Here is a 20,515-nt window from a genome sequence, read left to right as displayed (position 1 = left end):
GGATAGACTTTTGGCGACACATTCAGGACATAGCACACCTCTGCTTCCAAGCCTTTGGCAGAATGCACCGTGGAAATGATCACATGATCCTTGATTTCGGAAGTGCTTAATTGGGAGCCTTCCAGAATGGGCTCGCCATTTAATTGTTTTGCATTTTCTAAGATCCCTTCAGAAATGAGCTGTCCGATGGAGGCGTAATTATCGCCCAGCATTTCAAGCACGGGAAAATCCGATTTCCGCTTCTCTTCCCAATCCTTACGATATTTAAAGGCGAGGGATTTTTCCATTTTGGAGTAGGCTTCCTGCAGCGCAACCTTCACATTTCCGGAATTTAAATAAATGGTATTATAAATGTCACTTATGGTCTCCCCTTCCACGCCGCCTATGACATCCGCCAGGTTTTGGGCACACTGCAAAGGATCTTCATAACTGACCAGCTTGGCAATGTATTTGCCCGCTTTCACCTCGCCGATGCCATCCCAAAAGGTCAAAAATCGCATCCAGCCAATTTCATCGAGGTGGTTATTAACCACCCGAAGCGCCGCAATGACGTCCTTGATATGGGCGGCTTCCATAAATTTACGTCCCCCGTAAGTGACGTAGGGGATTTTTTTCTGAATAAAGACGGCCTGCAACGGTTTGGTATAATACGACGATTTTGAGAGGATCAAATGATCTGTGAATTGCTTGTTCTTTTCCGTGAAATTTTCAAGGATATGTTCGGCAATAAAATTGGCTTCCTCCCATTGACTGCCTACATTAATGAGCTTAGGAAGTTGCCCTTGGCCACGGGCAGCCACCAATTGTTTGTTATAATCCAATGGCGATTGGTCAATCAGCCAGTTGGAAAGGTCCAAAATCTCTTGGGTAGATCGGTAATTTTTGTCCAAAATCATAACTTCAGACTCAGGAACGCGTGACTTGAACAAATGCACATTTTTGAAATCGGCACCTCTAAAGGAATAGATGGATTGGGCGTCATCGCCCACACAATAAAACTTGGCAATTTGTAAGAAAGGCTCCAACAGGAACCATTGCAAAGGGTTAGTGTCCTGAAATTCGTCAATCAATAAGTGCTTGATCTGCTCGCTTAAAATTTCCCGAGCTTGCGCATCATTTCTTAACCGATTGGCGACAATCAACAACAAATCGTCATAATCAATATAGCGTCCTTCCCCTTTTTTGGTTTGATAAGCCTTCAGCAAGACTTCTATTTTAGGTCGGATGATGTCAATTTCATCCGTGGTCTCATCATCCACTCTGCCTTTATAGACCAGTTCACGAATGGCATGGGACAGATTTTGACGCGTGTTGCGTCCGTAGGAATAGATATCGATGAGCTGTTGTGGCTTAATCCGGATGCCTTTATATTCAATAATTTGATCGCCGCAGACCATTTTCATAACACTCAATTGATCATCGGGATCAATGACAGTGTAGCCTGAAGCTCCAAATAAATTAGGATACCGCACCAGCAGTTGGTTGCACCAGGAATGAAAGGTGGACCCGTTCAAACTTTGCGCCTGATTGGTGGACAGTGAGGCTTTGACGCGTTCGACAATTTCATTGGCCGACCGCTTGGTAAAGGTGAGAATCTGAATTTTATCCGGAGGCACGCCTTGTTCAATAAGATAGGCGGCACGGCCTACGATACATCGGGTCTTTCCAGTGCCGGCACCTGCCAGCACCAGCAAATGTTGCCCCTCAAATTCGACTGCTTTTTTCTGTTTTTCGTTAAGATTATGGTTTTCCAAAATGCCATTTTTGTAAAGATATTGAATATTGAGAAGATACGATTTTTTTTATGTAACGCTAAAAACACTTATTTTTGCTCTAATGGTATTTATCTATATTCAAACTATAAACGCAGGCAAAAGAGCCGACGTCCCTTACCGCATCACCTTAAAAACCGAAGGGTTATCTGAGACCAGCATGAGCTTTAATTTTCGACCGGAGATCAGTATTTCAAAGCGTTGCTACGACACCCACCGTTTGGATCGGTTAGAGCTGCTTTCGGCACCACCTTTTTGTGATATCGCCGATGAACTGATTGACCTGTTTCGCAATCAACAGCTGGTTTTTTCCGAAGCCCTGCAATTCCGACTGCTGAAATCGCAATTTAAGACCATTGGTTATAATTTTGATATTCGCCCTAAAATTCTTTTTCACCCTAACGACAAGTTACCAGAACATCCTATTTCGGCACTTTTGGGACAAAATTCGAAACTCCACGAGCAAAGCGTCGCTTATGCCAGTGACTATGTGATGCTGATGGCAAGGTATATACATGAACCTGCCCTAAAAAACGAAGACGACCCACGCTCCCAACCTGAAACATTCCCAGACCTTAGTCTTTATAAGATGGCGCCTGGGGTCTATTATTTTTTAGACCAAAAAGAGGCGGTTGTCTATGTTGGAAAGGCCAAAAATATAAGAAAACGGTTGCAGTCCCATTTCACACAAGGATCAGCCCAAAACCATATCAATTATGCGTCCATAAACTCGGTGCATGTAGATTATACGGGGAATGATATTCTGGCACAACTGATAGAATCTGCCGAAATTAAGAAGCTAAAACCCATCTATAATACCCAACAGATTATAGATCCCGCGCCCTATATTATCAATAAAGCGAAAACGGCGAAGGGGATCCACAAGTTGCAGATCACCCGAAAAGATATTAAGGACAATATGCCGGAGCGCTATTTTAATCGCGGTTCCGTAAAGCATTCGCTGGAACAATTTTGTTCGAAATATGGGTTGTGCAGAAAGCATTGTGGGTTGGAGACCGTAAAAGGCCCGTGCAGTAACGTCACCATTAAACAACAACAATGTGTTTGTGCGGATCCAACGTTGATCAACGCTTATAATGACCGTTTTGAAACGGCATTTGAACACTTTAAAAACAAAAAATCCAGAAAGATTTATAAGTTAAAGGGCAGACATAGTCAGGAAGATGCGTTTATTTATACGGTAAACGACATTTATGAAGGTTATGGATTTATTGACAAGCAGGAACCCATTTATACCCCTAATGACATTCTGGGACACTTGATTGCGCAGCACAATAATTACGACACCTCCAGAATTTTAGATGGCTTAAAAAAACAGGTCCCCAAGGACGATATTTTAATTCTCAGTGAACGTTAGAGTTCACGGTTCTGGATTCAATGTTCAGAGTTCAGCAGCAGCATTCAGTTGTGCTGGTCGAACCTTGACGCCCTATCTTGGTCTTTTATTCTAAAGTTTATTATAGATTCTGTATTTATCCGTAACTTTGCCCCGAAATGAAAATTTTGAACAACATATTACGCCTTCCATTTTTCAGCACTTATTATCCTACTGATATTTGCTCGGATAGGTTATACATATATTTGAAATTGATTTAACAGAACAACATATAGTAATACACCTAAAGCCCGAGCATTTTGCTCGGGCTTTTTTTATTTAAAAATAACATGGACACAGAAAACAGATTAAAAGAAAACGTAGAGATCATTCTCCCAGAGAATGGATTGGCCGAAAAATTGGAGCAAGCCGAAAAAGAGGGTAAAAAGCTGATCATCAAACTTGGCTTTGACCCAACCGCTCCCGATTTGCATTTGGGACATGCGGTGGTGCTTAAAAAATTAAAGGAATTTCAGGATTTGGGGCATCAAATTGTGATTTTGGTGGGCGATTTTACCGCCCGAATTGGTGATCCCACGGGAAAAAATAAAAGTCGCCAACCCCTAAGCAATGACGATGTCCTCCGTAATGCCGAAACCTATATCTCGCAATTGTCAAAGATTATTGACGTAGAAAAGAGTGAGGTGGTCTTTAATTCCCATTGGTTGGACCAATTGTCCTTCTCAGAAATCATTCAGATTTTGTCTAAAGTGACCGTGGCGCAATTGATGCACCGTAATGATTTCAACAAACGGTTTACCGAAAACACGCCCATCGCGATGCACGAATTGGTGTACCCCATTTTACAAGGCTTTGACTCCGTTAAAATCAACTGCGATATCGAAATGGGCGGCACGGACCAACTTTTCAACTGCACCATGGGCAGACAATTGCAACAAAGCTACGGCATGGCGCCGCAAACGGTCATGTGCATGCCTTTGTTAAGAGGTTTGGACGGGAAGGAGAAAATGAGCAAATCCCTGAACAATACCATTGGTTTAACGGACGCCCCCAATGATATGTTTGGGAAGACCATGTCCATTCCGGATATGCTCATCACAGAGTTTTTGGATCTGACCACGGATTTTTCAGTCGAGGAAAAAGAGGGATTGAAAGCGCGCTTGGCGGCTGGAGAAAATCCAATGAACCTCAAGAAAATCATCGCCAAAAACATTATTACCCAATACCATAATGACCAAGCGGCGCAGGAAGCTGAAGACTTTTTCACCAATCAATTTCAAAATAAAAAGTTTGAGGAGAAAGCCTTTGACCCTATTGCAATCAGCGCTATAAGTTCCGAAAATGGCAGCTTGAGTCTAATTGAACTATGTAGCCAGCTCAAGGAAGATTTGAGTAAATCGGCCATTCGACGACTGATTGAAAGCGGTGCCATTCAAATAGATAATGAAAAGATCACAGATCCACACCAGAGTGTGCTCCTGAAAAAAAATCTTCGGATCAAGGTGGGGAAAAGGGATTTTTATGAGTTGACCTAGACAGAGATTGGTGTGTAGTGGAAAGAGGATTAGAGGGTTGAGGGTAGTGTGAAAATGGATGTATGATTCGTCTATTTTCCTTCCTCGGTCTTCCATCTTCTGTCTCCGGTAGCCGTTTTTAGACAAATGCAGCATTAATATTTAGATTAATCTAAAAATATGTTTACACATTCTCGTATTTTGTTTAGTTTTACCTAAAACTACAACAAAATGAGAATGAAAAGTTACCTATGGGGAAGTCTGTTATTGCTTCCCATATTTTTTTCCTGCGAGATTTTAGTGCCGCAGGAACCCCAAGAATATGAATTGCTCGATGGTCCGGTAGAAGATCTCACCATGGCCGAAGCCAAGCGTTTTATCAAGGGCGATGTCGCTTTTAACGACCACATTTTCACCGTGGACACCGGTTTGGGTCCCATTTTTACAGGAACCAGCTGCGTCAGTTGTCATGCCGGGGACGGAAAAGGACATCCCTTTGTGAAGTTCACCCGTTTTGGACAAGAGTTTCCAGGGATTAATGCGTATTTAAAACAAGGTGGTCCACAGTTGCAAAACCGGGCCATTCCAGGTTATGAACCTGAAACCTTGCCACCAGGGGTGCCACACTCCGATTTGGTAGCTCCCATTGTCACTGGCCTCGGATTTTTGGACGCTGTGAGAGATCAGGATTTACTTGATATGTCCGATCCCGATGATTTGGATGGCGATGGCGTCAGCGGACGTGTGCATTGGAACACCAGACCAGATTACGTTAAGGACCGTCCTGAAACCCTTAGGCAGAACGGGAAATACATTTCGCGTTTTGGAAAAAAAGGACGTATGTATGATTTGTTGCACCAAACCGCCGATGCCTATAATCAGGACATTGGGATTACCTCGTACTTCGAACCTTATGACACTTATAGTGGCGATAAAATGCCTTCGGAAATCGATCGGCAGACCATAAGTGATGTGGTGTTTTACTTAAAAACCTTAAAAGCGCCGGCTCCCAGAAACCAACAGGACCCCGATGTGATGGCGGGTAAAGCCCTATTTGGCGACATACAGTGTGCAGCTTGTCACAAACCTACTTTACACACTGGATACTCGCCAATTGAAGCGCTCTCCTATAAAGAATTCCACCCCTACACCGATTTGCTCTTACATGACATGGGTCCAGAGCTTGATGACGGTTATACCGAAGGTTATGCGTATTCCTACGAATGGAAAACGCCACCCTTATGGGGCATCGGCTTGGCAAAAGATTCGCAAGGTGGGCACTATTATTTACTCCACGACGGCAGAGCAAGAAGTATTGAAGAAGCTATCTTATATCACGGCGGCGAGGCTGAAAACTCTAAAAACTTGTATTCAGGCCTAAGTCAAACGGAAAAAGATCAAGTTTTAAAATTCATTGAATCCTTATAAAATCACCCCTTATGAATCGGAAAAAATTCTTAAAAACTTGTGGAGTGGTCTTGGTAGGCCTTCCCTTCGCCTCCACCCTTCTAACTTCTTGCGAGAGCATTTATTACGCCACGAGCAGTATAAAAAACAACAGTCTGATCGTACCACTATCGGAGTTTGAGATTGTGAAAAAAAACACCACCACTTACAGAACCTTTGTTTTGGTGAAAACGTCCACCGAGGATTTTCCCATTTGCCTCTATAAATCTGGCGCCAACGACTATACAGCGGCGCTCATGAAATGCACCCATCGGGGGTGTGAGCTCAATGTGGGCGGCGGCATTTACAGTTGTCCTTGCCATGGCAGTGAATTCGATACCAAAGGTGGCGTTTTGGAAGGACCAGCCGATCAAGATTTAAAAACATACAAAACAACCATTCAAAATGAAAATATCTACATTGAACTCTCTTAAAACCCATCTCTTAATTCTGGGAGCCCTCTGCATTGGTTCGGTTTCTGCCCAAGAAGACGGCACCAAAACGGTCAAAGAAAACGATGCACAAGAATTAAATATGGATGCAGTCTTTAATCGGCCCACCTTAAGCTTTGATAAAGTCCCCGTCACCCTCGGCGGCTATTTGGAGGCCAACACCATGCACCGGACCGAGGAAGGCATCACCGACGGGTTGTCTTTTCAGGCAAGGCGATTGACCCTGTTTATGGCAGCTTCCATTTCAGATCGGATCAAGTTCTTGACCGAAATAGAATTCGAAGATGGTGGCAAGGAAGTGGCTATTGAGTTTGCAGCGTTGGATGTGGCCTTTCATCCGTTGTTCAACTTTCGAGGCGGCATTGTGATGAATCCCATTGGTGCTTTTAACGAAAACCACGACGGCCCGAAATGGGAATTTGTGGAGCGTCCTGATGTGGCGATCAATATGCTGGCCGCAACCCTTTCAAACGCGGGATTTGGAATGTACGGAAAAACCTACTCAGGGAATTGGATTTTCGGCTATGAGGCTTATTTGACCAACGGGTTTAGCAGCCGCATCATTTCCAACGAAGAGGACAAGACCTATTTGCCTGCGCATAAGGATGGCGACCACTTATTTGAGGATAACTTTAGTGGAAAAGCCATGTTTTCTGGAAAACTCGCAATCAAAAACAGAAAGATTGGCGAGATTGGTTTTTCATATATGGGCGGCACTTACAACAAGTTTGAAGATGACGGCGAAAAAGTAGAAGATCAGGCACGAGTGGATGTATTTGCGCTAGATTGGAACACGACAATAAAATCCACCGGAACTTATTTCGTGGGAGAAGCGGCATGGATCTGGGCAGAAACCCCAGATACTTATACCCAGCAATACGGGAATAAACAGCGGGGCCTGTTCATGGATATTGTCCAACCGGTTTACAAAAACAAGATTTTTGAGTGGGAAGATGCCACCTTCAACGTGGTCGCACGATTTGATTATGTGGATGGGAACGTGGGCCGATTTAAGGAAACGGGTACCAAAATCGGCGATCAAATCCTTGCAGTCACCCCAGGAATCAGTTTTAGGCCCACTCCAAAAACGGTGTTCCGAATCAACTACCGGTATGAGTGGACCACCGATATTCTTAACAATCCTGCCGAAAGAGCTGCCACATGGTATATGGGATTCAGCAGTTATTTTTAAGCAAAAGCACACCTAAATAGTGAAACGGAAAAGCCTATAAACTTTAAAGTCTATAGGCTTTTTTACTTTGTCAAAATTTGATAATTCGTGTTGGGAGGGTAATCACATCGCAAATGCCATCGTATAAATAAGGTCTTCCGATATTCCAGAAGACCTTATTCAATTTGATCAATCAAAAACTTGCGAGTGTTAATACCCAAAAGGAATTAAACTATCATTGTTTAACAGGTTCCGTGTCATTGCTAGCCATAAAAATATCCGCTTTGGCGAGATACATCAATCCAGGACCTTCTTGATCATTGATTCTTTTGGTTCTGAGATATCGGTCGTAATTGTATTGGTCAAAATCTTCCGCGGTAGTATCCATATTGCTGATATGCACATCACCCATGGCATGGATAAATTTGTTATCCCCAATCCACATGCCCACATGAATGACCCTCTCCTTTGACGTATCCGTAGCTTTTTTTCCGAAGAACAAGAGGTCTCCAGGAACCAGGTTTTCAAAGTTTTTGGTAGAATCCACCAATACACCGGTATGGATTTGCTGCGAGGCATCTCTAGGAATGATCAACCCGTTCAAAAAATAAACCGTTTTTGTAAATCCGCTACAATCCATGCCTTTAGGAGAAGTCCCGCCCCATAAATACGGCGAACCCATCATGGTTTTTGCTGTAGCTACCAAGTCGGCCTGCGATTGATCTACAGATTTCACCCATTCCATATAAGGCTTAGCATTGGTCTTTTCAATAAAGGCTTTCCTCCCATCAGGATATTTGATTTCATAAAAGCCTTGTTTTTCACCAACAACCTCTAAAATATTGCCCGCCACCAAATCGGAAACCGTTTGGCTCTTCGTATCTGGATTTGTATAGGCAGACCCGTATGGCGTTAAATAGATCAACTTATCGGCGGTCTTCCACGCTCTAAATTCGTCGTCTGTCAAACTAACAATACCTCCATTATCCACCCAAGAAATATAACCTTCCGGGGTTTGGATCAAGGTCCAGCCTGGCCTATTTTTTAAGATAGTCACCGGTGTTCCCAAGATCGCTTGGGTCACCAATTCTGCTGAATGTCTATGATCTCCCCTTAAATTGGCCACGGATATTTTTATGATGCCGTGGGTCTTCCCATCTTCTTTGGCGATAGGAAGCACCTGAATACTATCGGTAAAAGACAGGCCTTCCGTATTTAATTTTTCCTTCAATGCGGTTACGGCATCAGGTAAATTTGATTCACCGGTTAAGATATAGGTGTCATTTGATTTCTTTGCGGCCACATCAAATAGGGCCACTCTCTTATCGGGTGCAAATTCCGTTTTAATCTCTGAAATATAGATTTCAGCTTGATTGTTCTTTTTTTCTTCAGTCTTTTTATTACAAGACGCCAGTATTAAAAGTCCGAATAGGCTTAATAAATTAATTTTTTTTAACAGATTCATTCGACGTAAATTTAACATGGTTTTTTATTAACAATTTATATTTCAGATCCATACCTTATGGAAAACTTTTCCCAACTTAGTTGGCTAGCAATTATGCAAGATAAGCCTTTTACTAAAAATGCACCAAAGCTAAGCTATGGGAACTCGCAAAGATAATAATTTTATCAGCGATAAAATTCCTAGGGGCTACGTTCATTAGAGCTGTAAGTGCATAGGGTTGGTTAATCGCGCAATTTAGACTTTAGCTCCTAATTTTCTACTTAATTTCTCAACTATTAAGATTAAATTAAGCATCACATCGAAAAGGTTATCATAATTTTGCAGGAATGACTACCAAAAAGAAAAATAAATTCACCGAAGGCAAAATAATCAGCTCCCTATTAAGTTTGGCGCTGCCCATTATTTTCGCCAACATTCTACAATCTGCCTATCAGCTGATCGATACGTTTTGGTTGGGGCGACTGGGAGCCGATGCCGTTGCTGCGGTAAGTCTTAGTTTCCCTCTACTCTTTCTGGTGCTTTCCATTGGGGCAGGGCTTACCTTGGCAGGTACCGTGATGGTGGCGCGCTACCAAGGTGCCGACAACCAGAAGATGGTGGATTTCAGTTCGTCACAAAGTGTTTTCCTGATCTTTTTAACCTCCATCGTTTTGGCCATCGTCAGTTATTTCGCCGCTGAGCCTTTAATGACAATTATAGGTGCCGGACCGGATATCATTGAAGATTCCATCACCTACTTTAAGGTGTCGTCTATGGGCTTTGTTTTTTTATTCCTCTTCTTTATCTTCCAATCGCTTATGCGCGGAATCGGGAAGGTGATGCTCCCTGTGTATATTGTGCTTTTCACCGTGATCTTAAATGCGGGGTTGGATCCGCTTTTTATTTACGGCTATGGTCCCGTGCCGGGATATGGAGTGGCCGGTGCCGCAGTGGCAAGCGTGATTACCCAAGCCATGGCCGCCCTTATCGGATTGGTCATTCTTTTTAGGGGACGTCATGGGATTAAAGTTTCGCTGGAATCCATGTATTTCAATATGGAAAACCTAAAGAAAACTTTCAGAATAGGGTTTCCGGCAAGTGTTGAGCAATCCACTCGTGCTTTGGGGATGACGTTTATGATGGTGATTGTTACCAGTTTTGGAAGTGATATCGTAGCCGCCTACGGGATTGGGGCAAGGATGTTGAGCTTTATAGTGGTCCCCGCTTTGGGACTTGGCATAGCCACCACTTCTCTAGTAGGCCAAAACCTTGGTGCCCTAAAGATCAAAAGAGCTGAGAATGTGGCCAAATTGAGCGCCAAAGTAGCTTTCTTCGGGTTCACCGCCTTGGGAGTGGTCATGTTCTTGGTGGCAGAATCCTTAACGGCGTTCTTTATTCCCGATGATCCATTGGTTATAAAAGAAGGGGCGCTGTTTATTAAGATCATGTCTGTAAGTTTCGGTTTCCTTGGACTGCAACAAGTGATGAACGGCACCTTCAATGGCGCTGGATTTACCAAAGCCTCCATGTTTATTTCCATCTTGGGCCTTTGGGTGGTACGCTTTCCATTAGCCTATGTTCTTTCCAATACTTTAGAAATGGGACCCGTGGGGATTTGGTGGTCTTTTCCCATCTCCAACCTCATTGCGGGGACGGCGGCCTTTATCTATTTCAAAACAGGCTATTGGAAGAAAAGGGTGATTCGGGACCGAAGCTTTTTAACGGCGCACGAATAGAAAGATCATTGATTCCTCTTTCCCAGAGGATTGTTGGTGGAACATACGAAGGTTGGAATCTAAAATAATTCCACAATTAAAGCGACTCTTTTGAAGTCGCTTAGTTACATTTTCAGATAGGAAGCTCTGGTGATGGACACCACTATTCCGACTATTCCAAGCTTTGCAACCAACGTTGCACATACTCGTCATTTCTGGCATACCATTGTGTATTGATCGCATAGACAAAGCCGTTGCGCGTAAACTCATAGTCCCAAGTCCATCGGATTATACCCTTTTCATCTTTAATGGCATTCGTTTTTTCAGTCTCGGTAAAATGCTCCGGTACTTTTAAGAATAGTGGTGTATTGATATCAAAAACCGTTTTTGAATGGGACTTTTTAAGGAACTTGTCTATCTCGGCATCCGATAGGTTTTTAACGGCAGCGGCGATTTTTTCTTGAATCTCCGTGTTGGAATAAATTCTTTGGCTCATAATTGGACTAAAATTATAGTGATTGGATTAAAATATATGGACTTCCCCAGTGGATTCTGGAGGCGCTAAACTATTTGGCAAAAGTAAGCATATATAATTGCGGTTTTCCCAGCGCATCCTATTAATTAACTATTTGGGTGTTTAAGTGGCTGAGAGGCCCAATGACGCCCTAAGGAAAATATGAAAGATGGTAAGTTGTAGATAGATAGATAACTCCAACATAGGCAATTTATAGAATTAAGAGCCAAGGCACTTATTATCGTGGGCTTTCGAAATTCCTGTTCAGTCAAATTCACATAATTATCCTAAATTGGCGCCTTCACAACAGCCTCTTAACCTATCGTAGAATATAACCTAAAATTTAAAGGCTTAAGTTTGCCCATAAAAATTCGATTAATCCACTTATTATTATCTTTGAAAACACCACAGCTTAAACTCTCCTTTCAATGAAAAAAACAATCACCCCATTCCTAGTAACCGCCCTTGTATTTTTAATGGTCTCTTGTGCCAGTAACCCTTACGCGCCCACCAATAGAGCACATAAAAAACAGATTAAGGCCCTCAGTACAGAATTAAAAGTCCTTCCTCCACCTGCACCTGGAACTGCAGCTATGATGAAATATGCAGACCACTGGGTGGGGACAACTAATTTTAATTTAAGAAGACCCAATCTTGTTATAATTCACCATACGGCGCAAGATTCTGTTGGGCAAACGCTCAAAACTTTTACTTTGGAAAGAACCCAGGTCAGCTCGCATTATGTGATTGGAAGACATGGTGAGGTCTATCACATGCTCAACGATCTTTATCGTGCTTGGCACGGTGGCAGTGGTCAGTGGGGCTCCAACACGGATATCAACTCATCCTCTATAGGCATTGAGTTGGACAATAATGGCTTTGAGGAATTTTCACCTGCCCAAATTGGCAGTCTTCTGGAATTATTAGAAGATCTTAAAACAAAGTATAAAATTCCAGCGGCGAATTTTATTGGCCATTCGGATATTGCTCCCACTAGAAAAAATGATCCTAACAGAACCTTTCCTTGGAAATTACTCGCAAAGGAAGGCTACGGCTTGTGGTATGATGAACCTATTGACGACATCGTTCAGCCAATGGATGACAGCAGCATCCCAACCGAAGTAGTAACACCAGAACTCAACTTGGTTATGAGTGATTCGGTTAAGACCGGTACAATCGCAGCTCCAGCACCGGAATTGTTGGATGTCAGTCCGGCTGTGGCGTTAAAGATTATTGGCTATGATGTGACTGATTTGCCCGCTGCCATCAAAGCTTTTAAACTTCACTTTATACAGACTGAAGTCGATTCTACTTTAACCGATTATGATTTAAAAGTGCTTAATAATCTTTATAAGAAGTATTTATGAGTACTGGGAAGTTAAGTTAATGTAACGCTATTTAAGATGTCACCCCTACAGGGCTCAACCTACATGGGGTTGTCTTTTTACGAAGAGGTCATCCCTACAGGATTTACACCGTGCCGAAGGACCATAATTTAATCGAACAGAGGATAATAAAAGGTAAGTCCATACATTGACAATTTATATATAGTAAGGTTTTAAGATGACTTTAAAAGCATTCTAAATCTTCTCAAATAGCACTAATTAACTTAAATGCCTTAGGCATACGGTTTCCAGACGTTAGAATTAAGTGAAAATTGCTGGTGGAAAACACCAACAATGGCACAAGTAACAGATTACGATTTAGAGGTGCTTAATAACCTTTATAAAAAATATTTGTGAGGCATTGGAAGTAAAATTAATATAGCGCTATTAGAGATGTCGCTCCTACGGAGTTGATTCACATGGAATCTTGTTTTGTGATTTGTGAGAGCTTGGAAGTTAAATTAATTTTATTCAAGATGTCGCCCCTACAGGGCTCGTTTGTGATAAGTTATACGCTTGTTACAAAGATGTCATCCCTCTGTGATTTTTTACAATGTCTGCTTTTTCCCGTCTCTATAAAATAGTCCTCGACTTTGCTAAGGCTGCATTCGGTCAAGCAATTCATTGCGGTCTTAGCGGACAACTTTGCGTTCTTAGCGGTTCGATTTCTAGGTTCAAAGTTTCCCGCATCCACTTTGCTGCGGGCGGGCAGGTTTCAAGTTTCTCCGTTGACCTAAACTTCGATATTTGATGTTCAAAGTTCGAGATTCGCTATTTAAAACTTGATTAAATCTCCTTTCAACCTTTGTTTCTTCGCTTCCCGCATCCGTAAATGTTGTCCGTCATTGCTTGCTGTGGATGGGGCAGGCGGATGGGGCAGGCCCGCCTCCGCTTCGCTTCGTACGGGCAAGCAATTTCAACTTATACTGAGTATGGATTTACTCGGCATAGATTTTTGTAAAAAGCGCTTGGTATTTTTCCTTGATCACTTTTCGTCTCAATTTTAAGGTCGGCGTCAAATGTCCGGCTTCAACGGTCCATTCATCAGGGGTTATCTCAAATTTTTTGATTTGTTCCCAGTGGCCCAAGCTTTCGTTATACCGGTCAATATCTTCTTGGATCCGAGCGATAAGAATGGCATCTGTAGTGACATCTTTAAGGGGATGGGTGTTTTTTTCTGCCCAATCTTTTACAAATTCATAGTTCACCTGAATGAGTGCGGCAGGCATTTTATAGCCTTCTCCAATCACCATAATTTGTTCTATAAATGGCGATTGTTTCATAATATTTTCGATGATGGCTGGGGCAATATACTTCCCTCCTGAGGTCTTGAATATGGCTTTCTTGCGATCGGTAATCTTTAGAAATCCATCCTTGCAGAGGTCGCCAATATCCCCTGTATGAAAAAGTCCCTCTTTAATAGCGTCATTTGTGTTGGCCTCATCTTTGTAATAGCCCTTAAAAACATTCGGTCCTTTCAAAAGGATTTCACCATCTTCAGCGATTTTAATCTCTAAGTCCGATACTACCTTACCAACGGTTTTTAAACGAGATTCCCCTTTTTTATAGCCATTAAGAGAGATCACTCCAGAAGATTCCGTCATGCCATAACCCTCATAAATAGGCAATCCGGCTCCGCTAAACACTTTTATCAAGCGCTCTTGTAAGGGTGCCGAGCCTGAAACTAAAAAGCGCAAGTGACCTCCAAAAATTGCGCGCCATTTACTGTAGATCAATGTGTCGGCTATCTCATGTTGCCATCCTCTTTTTTGATCCAGCTCAGTATTTTCGGCAAGACGCACCGCCCAGAAAAACAGCACTTTCTTCAGACCTGAAAGTTCGTTGCCCTTGGCAATTATTTTATCAAATATTTTCTCCAATAATCGGGGCACTATCGGCAGAAACACAGGTTTGACCTCCTGCAAGTTTTCCACCAGTTTTTCTAAGGATTCGGCAAAATAGATTTGAAATCCCATATACTGGTAATAATACATTACCAAGCGCTCAAACACATGACTTATAGGCAAATAACTGAGCATGGGCAGATAGGGCTCATTGAGATTCAATAAGTCCTTACAAAGTTTCACTGTGTGCAACAGCTCTTCATGGGTAATCATGACCCCTTTAGGAACTCCGGTAGTTCCCGAAGTGTAAATAATGGTAGCGAGGTGCTTTGGGGAGATATTTGCTTTACGCGCTTCAACTTCTGAGTGAGGTGCGGTATTTTTTCCTAAGGTTAATAGTTTTTCCCAATTATGATCAGAAACTGTATTGTCAAAACTGAAAACTGAAGAGACTTGTGTGTTCTTTTGAACAGCTTGTACTTTTTCGAATAAATCTTTATTAGAAACAAAGCATAGTTTCGAATCGGAATGGTTTAAGATAAATTCGTAGTCTTTTGAAGACAAGGTCGCATACAAAGGCACGTTTACAGCGCCAATCTGCAAAATAGCCATATCCAAAATATGCCATTCCACACTATTTTTATCCACTACGATAGCAATTTTATCGTCTACCTGAACCCCTAATGCTATTAAGGCATTGCTAATAATGTCGATTTGAAAACAGTAATCCTGAGTACTCAAAGCCACCCATTGTCCCTTTATTTTTGTATTGAAGGCTTTGTCCTGCGGCGTATGTCGCAATTGATAGTTTGGTAAATCGAATAATCGCGTAAGGTGTTGAGACATGGATACCGCTGTTTTGGTTATTAGCTATAGGTTTTGAAAGGCGAGGCGTAGGTCTTTATGGTTTTATTCTTGATAGGCGTTTCTTTAAAAACCTTGCGTTCTTGAATGTGACCATGGTTGGCGACCTCCTCTATTTCTAAAATTGGAGACAAGCAGGTGTCATAATTTTTACTAAGATCTGTCCATTCGTCCCTTGTTTTACTTTTAAAAAGTGCTTCCAATTCTGCTTTAGGAAAAACGCCATTGATTAATTCTAGGTCTGATTTTCCTTTCCACTCGGGTTTGTTCACCAGGTCACAGAAGGCATTCCAAAATTTAGGTTCCAAAGCACCTAATGCCATCCATTTTCCATCTGAACATTCATAAACGTTATAGTTGACCATCATGCCACTTAAAATGAGCATTTTTTTATAAGAGGACCCACCTTGTGACATACTGTGTGCAATGGCATTTAAAGGGATAGTGGCATCGAGTAAGCTCAAATCGATATACTGTGGTTTATTCTGTAATTTTTGTGCTAACAACCCAGACGTGCACGCCGAGAGCAACATATAGGAGCCACCCGCAATATCTGCGATTTGAAATCCGGGAATGATTGGTTTTCCATTTTCATCCCTATTTAAGTCCAATAAACCTGCAGTAGCCAAATAATTAATATCATGTCCAGCCTTGGTATGCAGATCTCCATTTTGCCCATACCCTGTAACGGAGACGTAAACAATGTTGGGGTTGATCTTTTTTACAGCCTCAAAATTTAAATTAAAACTGGCCATGGCGCCTGGACGAAATTGTTCGATCAAGACATCGGCAGTGGCGATTAAATCGCTTACTTTTTGATAGCCTTCTACTGTTTCATAATCGATAATGACCTGTTCCTTAAAATGGTTCATCGTATGGAACAGGACCGAACACTCCTCTATTTTAGGATCATAAAAACGGGTATAATCCAAACGTTTTGGACTTTCTATCTTAATGACCCGAGCGCCTAACTGACTCAAGAGATGAGTACCTAAAGGTCCTGGTAGGAGTCGGGTGAAATCTATAACGGTAATACCTTGCAGTGGCTTTGTTTCTTGCATTAATTTTGTGTTTAATGGCGTTTGTCAATATTCTTTGGGAGTTGTTTATTATGTTGATCTCAAAAAGTGTTAACACCTCGTCTGTTCGAACGTGTAAATATGTACTTTAAAGTATCTCACTTTAGCTTCTAAATGTTTTAGACACCAATTGCACTAATTTTCACAAATCTATTCGTTCCATAAAAACCTTAATAAATACGATACTATCCATTTCACGAATTCAACAGACCTTCAGCCTTTACGAAAAAAATGGATCTGATGTTATGCAGAGATGTGATATACTACATCTGTATTAATTTCTAAATGCTTTAGACACCAATTGCACTAATTTCCACAAATCTATTCGTTCAATAAAAACCTTAATAAATACGATACTATTCATTTCACGAATTCAACAGACTTTCAGTCTGTGGTTTTTTTTAGTGTATAGTCGCTTAGTTTTTCTTACGCATCGCCTTCATTTGCGCAAATAACTCCTTAAACAGGCCTCTTGCCACCACTAATTTCATGATTTCATTGGTTCCCGCATAAATCCGCGCCACCCGATTATCGGCGTACATTCTGGCAATAGGATATTCCCACATATAGCCATAGCCCCCAAAGAGCTGTAAACATTCGTCAACCACTTTACTGTGCATATCCGTTGCCGAAAACTTGGCCATGGACGCACTTTCTGCAGAGAGTTTATGTTGTGCCAAATCTTCTGTACACCGGTCCACAAACGCTTGATGGAGCTGCAATTGTGCGGCCGCTTCAGCCAGCTTGAATTGGGTGTTTTGAAACCCGGCAATTGGCTGCTTAAAAGCTGTTCTGGTAGAGGTGTACTCGAGGGTTTCTTCAATGGCACCCTCGGCGCCACCAATGGCAGCCAAAGCTACGGACAAACGCTCTCGTGCCAATTCTTTCATCATGATGACAAAACCTTCACCTTCCTTTCCCAAGAGATTTTCTTTGGGCACTTTGACATTATCAAAAAAGAGCTCGCAGGTGTCTTGTGCTTTCATTCCTATTTTATGGAAAGGCACGCCTTTTTCGAAGCCTTCCCATTTGCTTTCCATAATCAATAAGGAAACGCCTTCTTCTGGCGTCCCGGAATTTGTTTTTACCGCCACGATGGCCATATCACACATATACCCGTTGGTGATAAAGGTTTTTTGTCCGTTGACCAGGTAATGATCGCCTTTATCTACCGCTGTGGTACGAAGCGCTTGTAAATCGGAACCACAGTTTGGTTCTGTCATCCCGATGGCAGTAATGATGTCGCCAGTGGCCATAATGGGTAAATACTGTTGTTTTTGAGCTTCTGTTCCCCATTTTAGGAGGTAGGGCGCAATAATGTCGGAGTGCAATGAAAAGCCAGGACCACTAATGGCTTTTTTAGCTAATTCTTCAATGAACAAAGCACTAAAACTAAAGTCCATCCCGCCACCACCATATTCTTCTGGCATGTCCATACAAAGCAAGCCCAAGTCTCCTGCCCGTTTCCAAATGTCCCTACTCACCATGCCATCTTTTTCCCAAGTGTCCATTTGGGGCAAGATCTCATTTTTAATAAAATCCTGAATCATGCCTTGCATCATTTTGTGCTCTTCTGAGGCATATATTTTCCGTTCTAACAATACGTTCTGTAACATGGCTACCTTATTTAGTTGTTTTTTAGTTTTTCATTGATGTTCGATAAAGAATCAAGACCGCTTCGCTTAAAGTACAAAGATTTGATTGTAACAAGCTGCCAAACAGCTCTTGTTTAAATTAATAATGCCCAAACACACTGCTGTAAAAAATTTCAAAACAGTTAGGTATCAACTTGAAAATCCTGTACATCATTTACTTTAAAAGGCTTTTTTAATTTTTTTTGCATATCCGCAATAAATCTTAAAAAATTGAGGTTGCTCATTTAAAATCCGAATAAGCATTGCCCCGGCCCTAAAGGGTGGCTTATTCTTAAATTAATTAATCATTTGAGATTTTTTGCTCCCTTTAGTTCCGATAACTATCGGGAGGGCAAACAAAAAATCGGTATTGTATTTTCAGTTTTTAATTCTTATGACTAAGAGCGGATATGCAAACTTTTTTTTTCGGACACTAATGTTAGTTTTTATAGAACACGCGATTGGTTCCTGCTTTTTCTATTCGCTCTATAAGTGATTCTGGCAATTGGAAGCGTTCGCCATGCTTTTTCGCCAAAAACGCCGCATAGTCTTTAAATTCCTGTGCCCCGATATAATCGATATAAGACATGACGCCTCCAGTGTGAATTGGGAATCCAAGTCCTAAGATAGAACCTATATCCGCATCTTTCGCTTCTTTTAACACGCCACTATCCAAACATTTGTAGGAATCGATGACCATTGCGAATAACAAACGTCTTCCTATTTCTTCTTCGTCGTAGTTCTCTATCGTTGGATATATCGTACTCCACTCCTTCCAAAGGTGTTTTTTTGCATCTTTTGGATAGTCATAAAATCCGTGACCTTCCTTTTTTCCTGGTCTTTTGTGCGTGTGCACTATGGTGGAAATTGTTTTTTCCAAGGCCTTTTCAAAGTCTGTAAGAGTCGGGTCTTCGCTCATAATATCCAACATGAGTTTTAAATTGACCTCATCGGATATCGCCAAAGGACCAACCGGCATGCCGATTTTTTTGGCTACATTTTCTATGACTGCTGGCGGAATGCCTTCTGTTAACATGGTGATCCCTTCGTTTACAAATTTTCCGAAGACACGCGAGGTGAAAAATCCGCGGCCATCATTCACAACAATAGGTGCTTTTCGTATTTTAATAACATAATCAATAGCTGCTGCCAAGGTTTCATCAGAGGTTTCTTTACCCACAATCACTTCTACCAAAGGCATTTTATCCACCGGCGAAAAGAAATGTAAGCCTATAAACTTATCAGACCTTGAGGATGCTTTAGCCAACGTAGATATGGGGATGGTTGAGGTGTTACTGGCATAAATCACCTCGGGCTTTATCACCGCTTCCGTTTCTTGGGTGACCCGATTTTTTAACGCTTCATTTTCAAAAACAGCTTCAATAATTAAATCGCAATCCTTTAAATCGTCCACACGATCTGAAGGGTGGATATGATCTAAAATTGCCGTTGCTTTTTCTTGAGTACTTCTACCCTTGTCTATTTTTTGCTGTTCAATGCGTGCCGCATAATCCTTACCTTTTTGGGCGCCTTCTAAAGATACATCTTTCAACACCACCTCCAAGCCAGATTTTGCCGACTCATACGCAATTCCTGCGCCCATCATTCCTGCACCTAAAACACCGATCTTTTTAAAGCTCACTGGCTCAAAACCCTTTGGTTTGGCTTTTCCTTTGGCCGCATCACCAATAAAAATGAAGGAAGCCCTAATAATGTTTTTGGTTTCTTTAGTAAATAAGGTATCCACAAAATAACGCGCTTCAACTTCTAAAGCATTGTCAATTCCTGTAGAACTCCCATGGTATAAGGCGCTCAGAACGTTTTTGATGTGCGGTAGATTGCCGTGCGTGGTTTTATAGGCCATGGCATTGGAAACCGAATAAAACTCAGTATACCCAGATAGTTGTCCGATGCCATTTGGGGTTCCAGGAACCACAAAGCGCTTGTCATCCCAAGGTTGCTTTACTTCAGGATTCTGCAAGATCCATGCTTTGGCTAAAGCATTGATGTCGTCTTCTGGACTACAGATTTGGTTGACCAATTGATCCTTTAATGCTTGTGCTGCCGATAACTTTCGCGATTGTGTAATATATTCTATTGCTTTTTGTGGCCCCAACATTCTCAAATAACGTTGCGTTCCACCTGATCCAGGAAATAAGCCTACAGAGCATTCTACCAAGCCTATTTTATTGGCAGGATGATCGGTCATAATGCGATAGTTGCAAGCCAAGGCAATCTCCAAACCGCCACCTAAGGCCAATCCGCTTAGTGCCGCCACGACCGGTTTGGTTGAGCGTTCCATTTGCCGCATGGCACGATTGGTG

General features: G+C 41.9%; 14 protein-coding genes. 7 read left to right on the top strand and 7 right to left on the bottom strand.

Features of this window, described 5'->3' with window-relative positions; translation table 11 throughout:
- Positions 1-1,754 (bottom strand): ATP-dependent helicase (locus VLZ86_RS15975; RefSeq protein WP_325453236.1); only part of this gene is annotated, 1,754 nt, incomplete at its 3' end.
- 82 nt (positions 1,755-1,836) lie between these two features.
- Between VLZ86_RS15975 and VLZ86_RS15970 the strand changes: the two genes are divergently transcribed.
- The 5 genes from VLZ86_RS15970 to VLZ86_RS15950 all read left to right on the top strand — a co-directional run bounded on the left by VLZ86_RS15970 (position 1,837) and on the right by VLZ86_RS15950 (position 7,733).
- Positions 1,837-3,150, top strand: coding sequence for a GIY-YIG nuclease family protein (locus tag VLZ86_RS15970; RefSeq protein ID WP_325453235.1), 1,314 nt, complete (start codon positions 1,837-1,839; stop codon positions 3,148-3,150).
- 308 nt (positions 3,151-3,458) lie between these two features.
- Positions 3,459-4,664 carry a tyrosine--tRNA ligase gene (tyrS, locus tag VLZ86_RS15965; RefSeq protein ID WP_325453233.1) on the top strand — a complete coding sequence of 402 codons (1,206 nt, stop codon included), beginning with the start codon at positions 3,459-3,461 and terminating at the stop codon, positions 4,662-4,664.
- Between the two features lie 210 nt (positions 4,665-4,874).
- The gene (locus tag VLZ86_RS15960; RefSeq protein WP_325453231.1) at positions 4,875-6,071 is read left to right on the top strand and encodes a di-heme oxidoredictase family protein; all 1,197 of its coding nucleotides are present in this window, start codon (positions 4,875-4,877) and stop codon (positions 6,069-6,071) included.
- A gap of 11 nt (positions 6,072-6,082) precedes the next feature.
- Positions 6,083-6,523, top strand: a complete 441-nt coding sequence (locus VLZ86_RS15955) for a ubiquinol-cytochrome c reductase iron-sulfur subunit (protein WP_325453229.1) — start codon at positions 6,083-6,085, stop codon at positions 6,521-6,523.
- Complete coding sequence (locus VLZ86_RS15950; protein WP_325453227.1) at positions 6,495-7,733, top strand: hypothetical protein; 1,239 nt, start codon at positions 6,495-6,497, stop codon at positions 7,731-7,733. Before VLZ86_RS15955 ends, VLZ86_RS15950 begins: the two co-directional genes overlap by 29 nt.
- A gap of 214 nt (positions 7,734-7,947) precedes the next feature.
- Here the strand turns inward: VLZ86_RS15950 and VLZ86_RS15945 are convergent, their stop codons facing one another.
- Complete coding sequence (locus VLZ86_RS15945; protein WP_325453225.1) at positions 7,948-9,177, bottom strand: NlpC/P60 family protein; 1,230 nt, start codon at positions 9,175-9,177, stop codon at positions 7,948-7,950.
- 326 nt (positions 9,178-9,503) lie between these two features.
- Here VLZ86_RS15945 and VLZ86_RS15940 point away from each other — a divergent pair, with 326 nt between their 5' ends.
- Positions 9,504-10,892 (top strand): MATE family efflux transporter, encoded by a 1,389-nt coding sequence (locus VLZ86_RS15940; RefSeq protein WP_325453224.1) that lies wholly within the window; start codon positions 9,504-9,506, stop codon positions 10,890-10,892.
- 151 nt (positions 10,893-11,043) lie between these two features.
- On the opposite strand, the gene VLZ86_RS15935 is transcribed toward VLZ86_RS15940, so the two are convergent.
- Complete coding sequence (locus tag VLZ86_RS15935; protein WP_325453222.1) at positions 11,044-11,367, bottom strand: hypothetical protein; 324 nt, start codon at positions 11,365-11,367, stop codon at positions 11,044-11,046.
- A gap of 446 nt (positions 11,368-11,813) precedes the next feature.
- On the opposite strand from VLZ86_RS15935, the gene VLZ86_RS15930 reads away from it, so the two are divergent.
- A complete protein-coding gene (locus tag VLZ86_RS15930) occupies positions 11,814-12,752 on the top strand; it encodes an N-acetylmuramoyl-L-alanine amidase (protein WP_325453220.1) in 939 nt (312 codons plus the stop codon).
- A gap of 956 nt (positions 12,753-13,708) precedes the next feature.
- On the opposite strand, the gene VLZ86_RS15925 is transcribed toward VLZ86_RS15930, so the two are convergent.
- From VLZ86_RS15925 to VLZ86_RS15910, 4 genes are all read right to left on the bottom strand, one after another.
- Positions 13,709-15,460, bottom strand: coding sequence for a long-chain fatty acid--CoA ligase (locus VLZ86_RS15925; RefSeq protein ID WP_325453218.1), 1,752 nt, complete (start codon positions 15,458-15,460; stop codon positions 13,709-13,711).
- A gap of 20 nt (positions 15,461-15,480) precedes the next feature.
- On the bottom strand, positions 15,481-16,539 hold the full coding sequence (locus VLZ86_RS15920; RefSeq protein ID WP_325453216.1) for a CaiB/BaiF CoA-transferase family protein: 1,059 nt from the start codon (positions 16,537-16,539) through the stop codon (positions 15,481-15,483).
- Positions 16,540-16,973: 434 nt separating this feature from the next.
- Positions 16,974-18,173, bottom strand: coding sequence for an acyl-CoA dehydrogenase family protein (locus VLZ86_RS15915; RefSeq protein ID WP_325453214.1), 1,200 nt, complete (start codon positions 18,171-18,173; stop codon positions 16,974-16,976).
- A 457-nt stretch (positions 18,174-18,630) separates the two neighbouring features.
- The coding region (locus tag VLZ86_RS15910; RefSeq protein ID WP_325453212.1) for a 3-hydroxyacyl-CoA dehydrogenase NAD-binding domain-containing protein at positions 18,631-20,515 on the bottom strand (1,885 nt) is incomplete at its 5' end.

Origin of the sequence: Gelidibacter sp., assembly GCF_035515035.1 — a bacterium.
Classification (GTDB): Bacteria; Bacteroidota; Bacteroidia; order Flavobacteriales; family Flavobacteriaceae; genus Gelidibacter.
Note: the sequence above shows the minus strand (reverse complement) of the source record. Positions and strands in the feature narration are given on the sequence as shown.

What these genes read in the sequence shown, in the direction of transcription:
- VLZ86_RS15925 (WP_325453218.1), bottom strand. Translation starts at nt 15,460, where the DNA reads ATGTCTCAACACCTTACGCGATTATTCGATTTACCAAACTATCAATTG.
- VLZ86_RS15970 (WP_325453235.1), top strand. Translation starts at nt 1,837, where the DNA reads ATGGTATTTATCTATATTCAAACTATAAACGCAGGCAAAAGAGCCGAC.
- VLZ86_RS15920 (WP_325453216.1), bottom strand. Translation starts at nt 16,539, where the DNA reads ATGCAAGAAACAAAGCCACTGCAAGGTATTACCGTTATAGATTTCACC.
- VLZ86_RS15960 (WP_325453231.1), top strand. Translation starts at nt 4,875, where the DNA reads ATGAGAATGAAAAGTTACCTATGGGGAAGTCTGTTATTGCTTCCCATA.
- VLZ86_RS15940 (WP_325453224.1), top strand. Translation starts at nt 9,504, where the DNA reads ATGACTACCAAAAAGAAAAATAAATTCACCGAAGGCAAAATAATCAGC.
- tyrS (WP_325453233.1), top strand. Translation starts at nt 3,459, where the DNA reads ATGGACACAGAAAACAGATTAAAAGAAAACGTAGAGATCATTCTCCCA.
- VLZ86_RS15930 (WP_325453220.1), top strand. Translation starts at nt 11,814, where the DNA reads ATGAAAAAAACAATCACCCCATTCCTAGTAACCGCCCTTGTATTTTTA.
- VLZ86_RS15915 (WP_325453214.1), bottom strand. Translation starts at nt 18,173, where the DNA reads ATGTTACAGAACGTATTGTTAGAACGGAAAATATATGCCTCAGAAGAG.
- VLZ86_RS15955 (WP_325453229.1), top strand. Translation starts at nt 6,083, where the DNA reads ATGAATCGGAAAAAATTCTTAAAAACTTGTGGAGTGGTCTTGGTAGGC.
- VLZ86_RS15945 (WP_325453225.1), bottom strand. Translation starts at nt 9,177, where the DNA reads ATGAATCTGTTAAAAAAAATTAATTTATTAAGCCTATTCGGACTTTTA.
- VLZ86_RS15935 (WP_325453222.1), bottom strand. Translation starts at nt 11,367, where the DNA reads ATGAGCCAAAGAATTTATTCCAACACGGAGATTCAAGAAAAAATCGCC.
- VLZ86_RS15950 (WP_325453227.1), top strand. Translation starts at nt 6,495, where the DNA reads ATGAAAATATCTACATTGAACTCTCTTAAAACCCATCTCTTAATTCTG.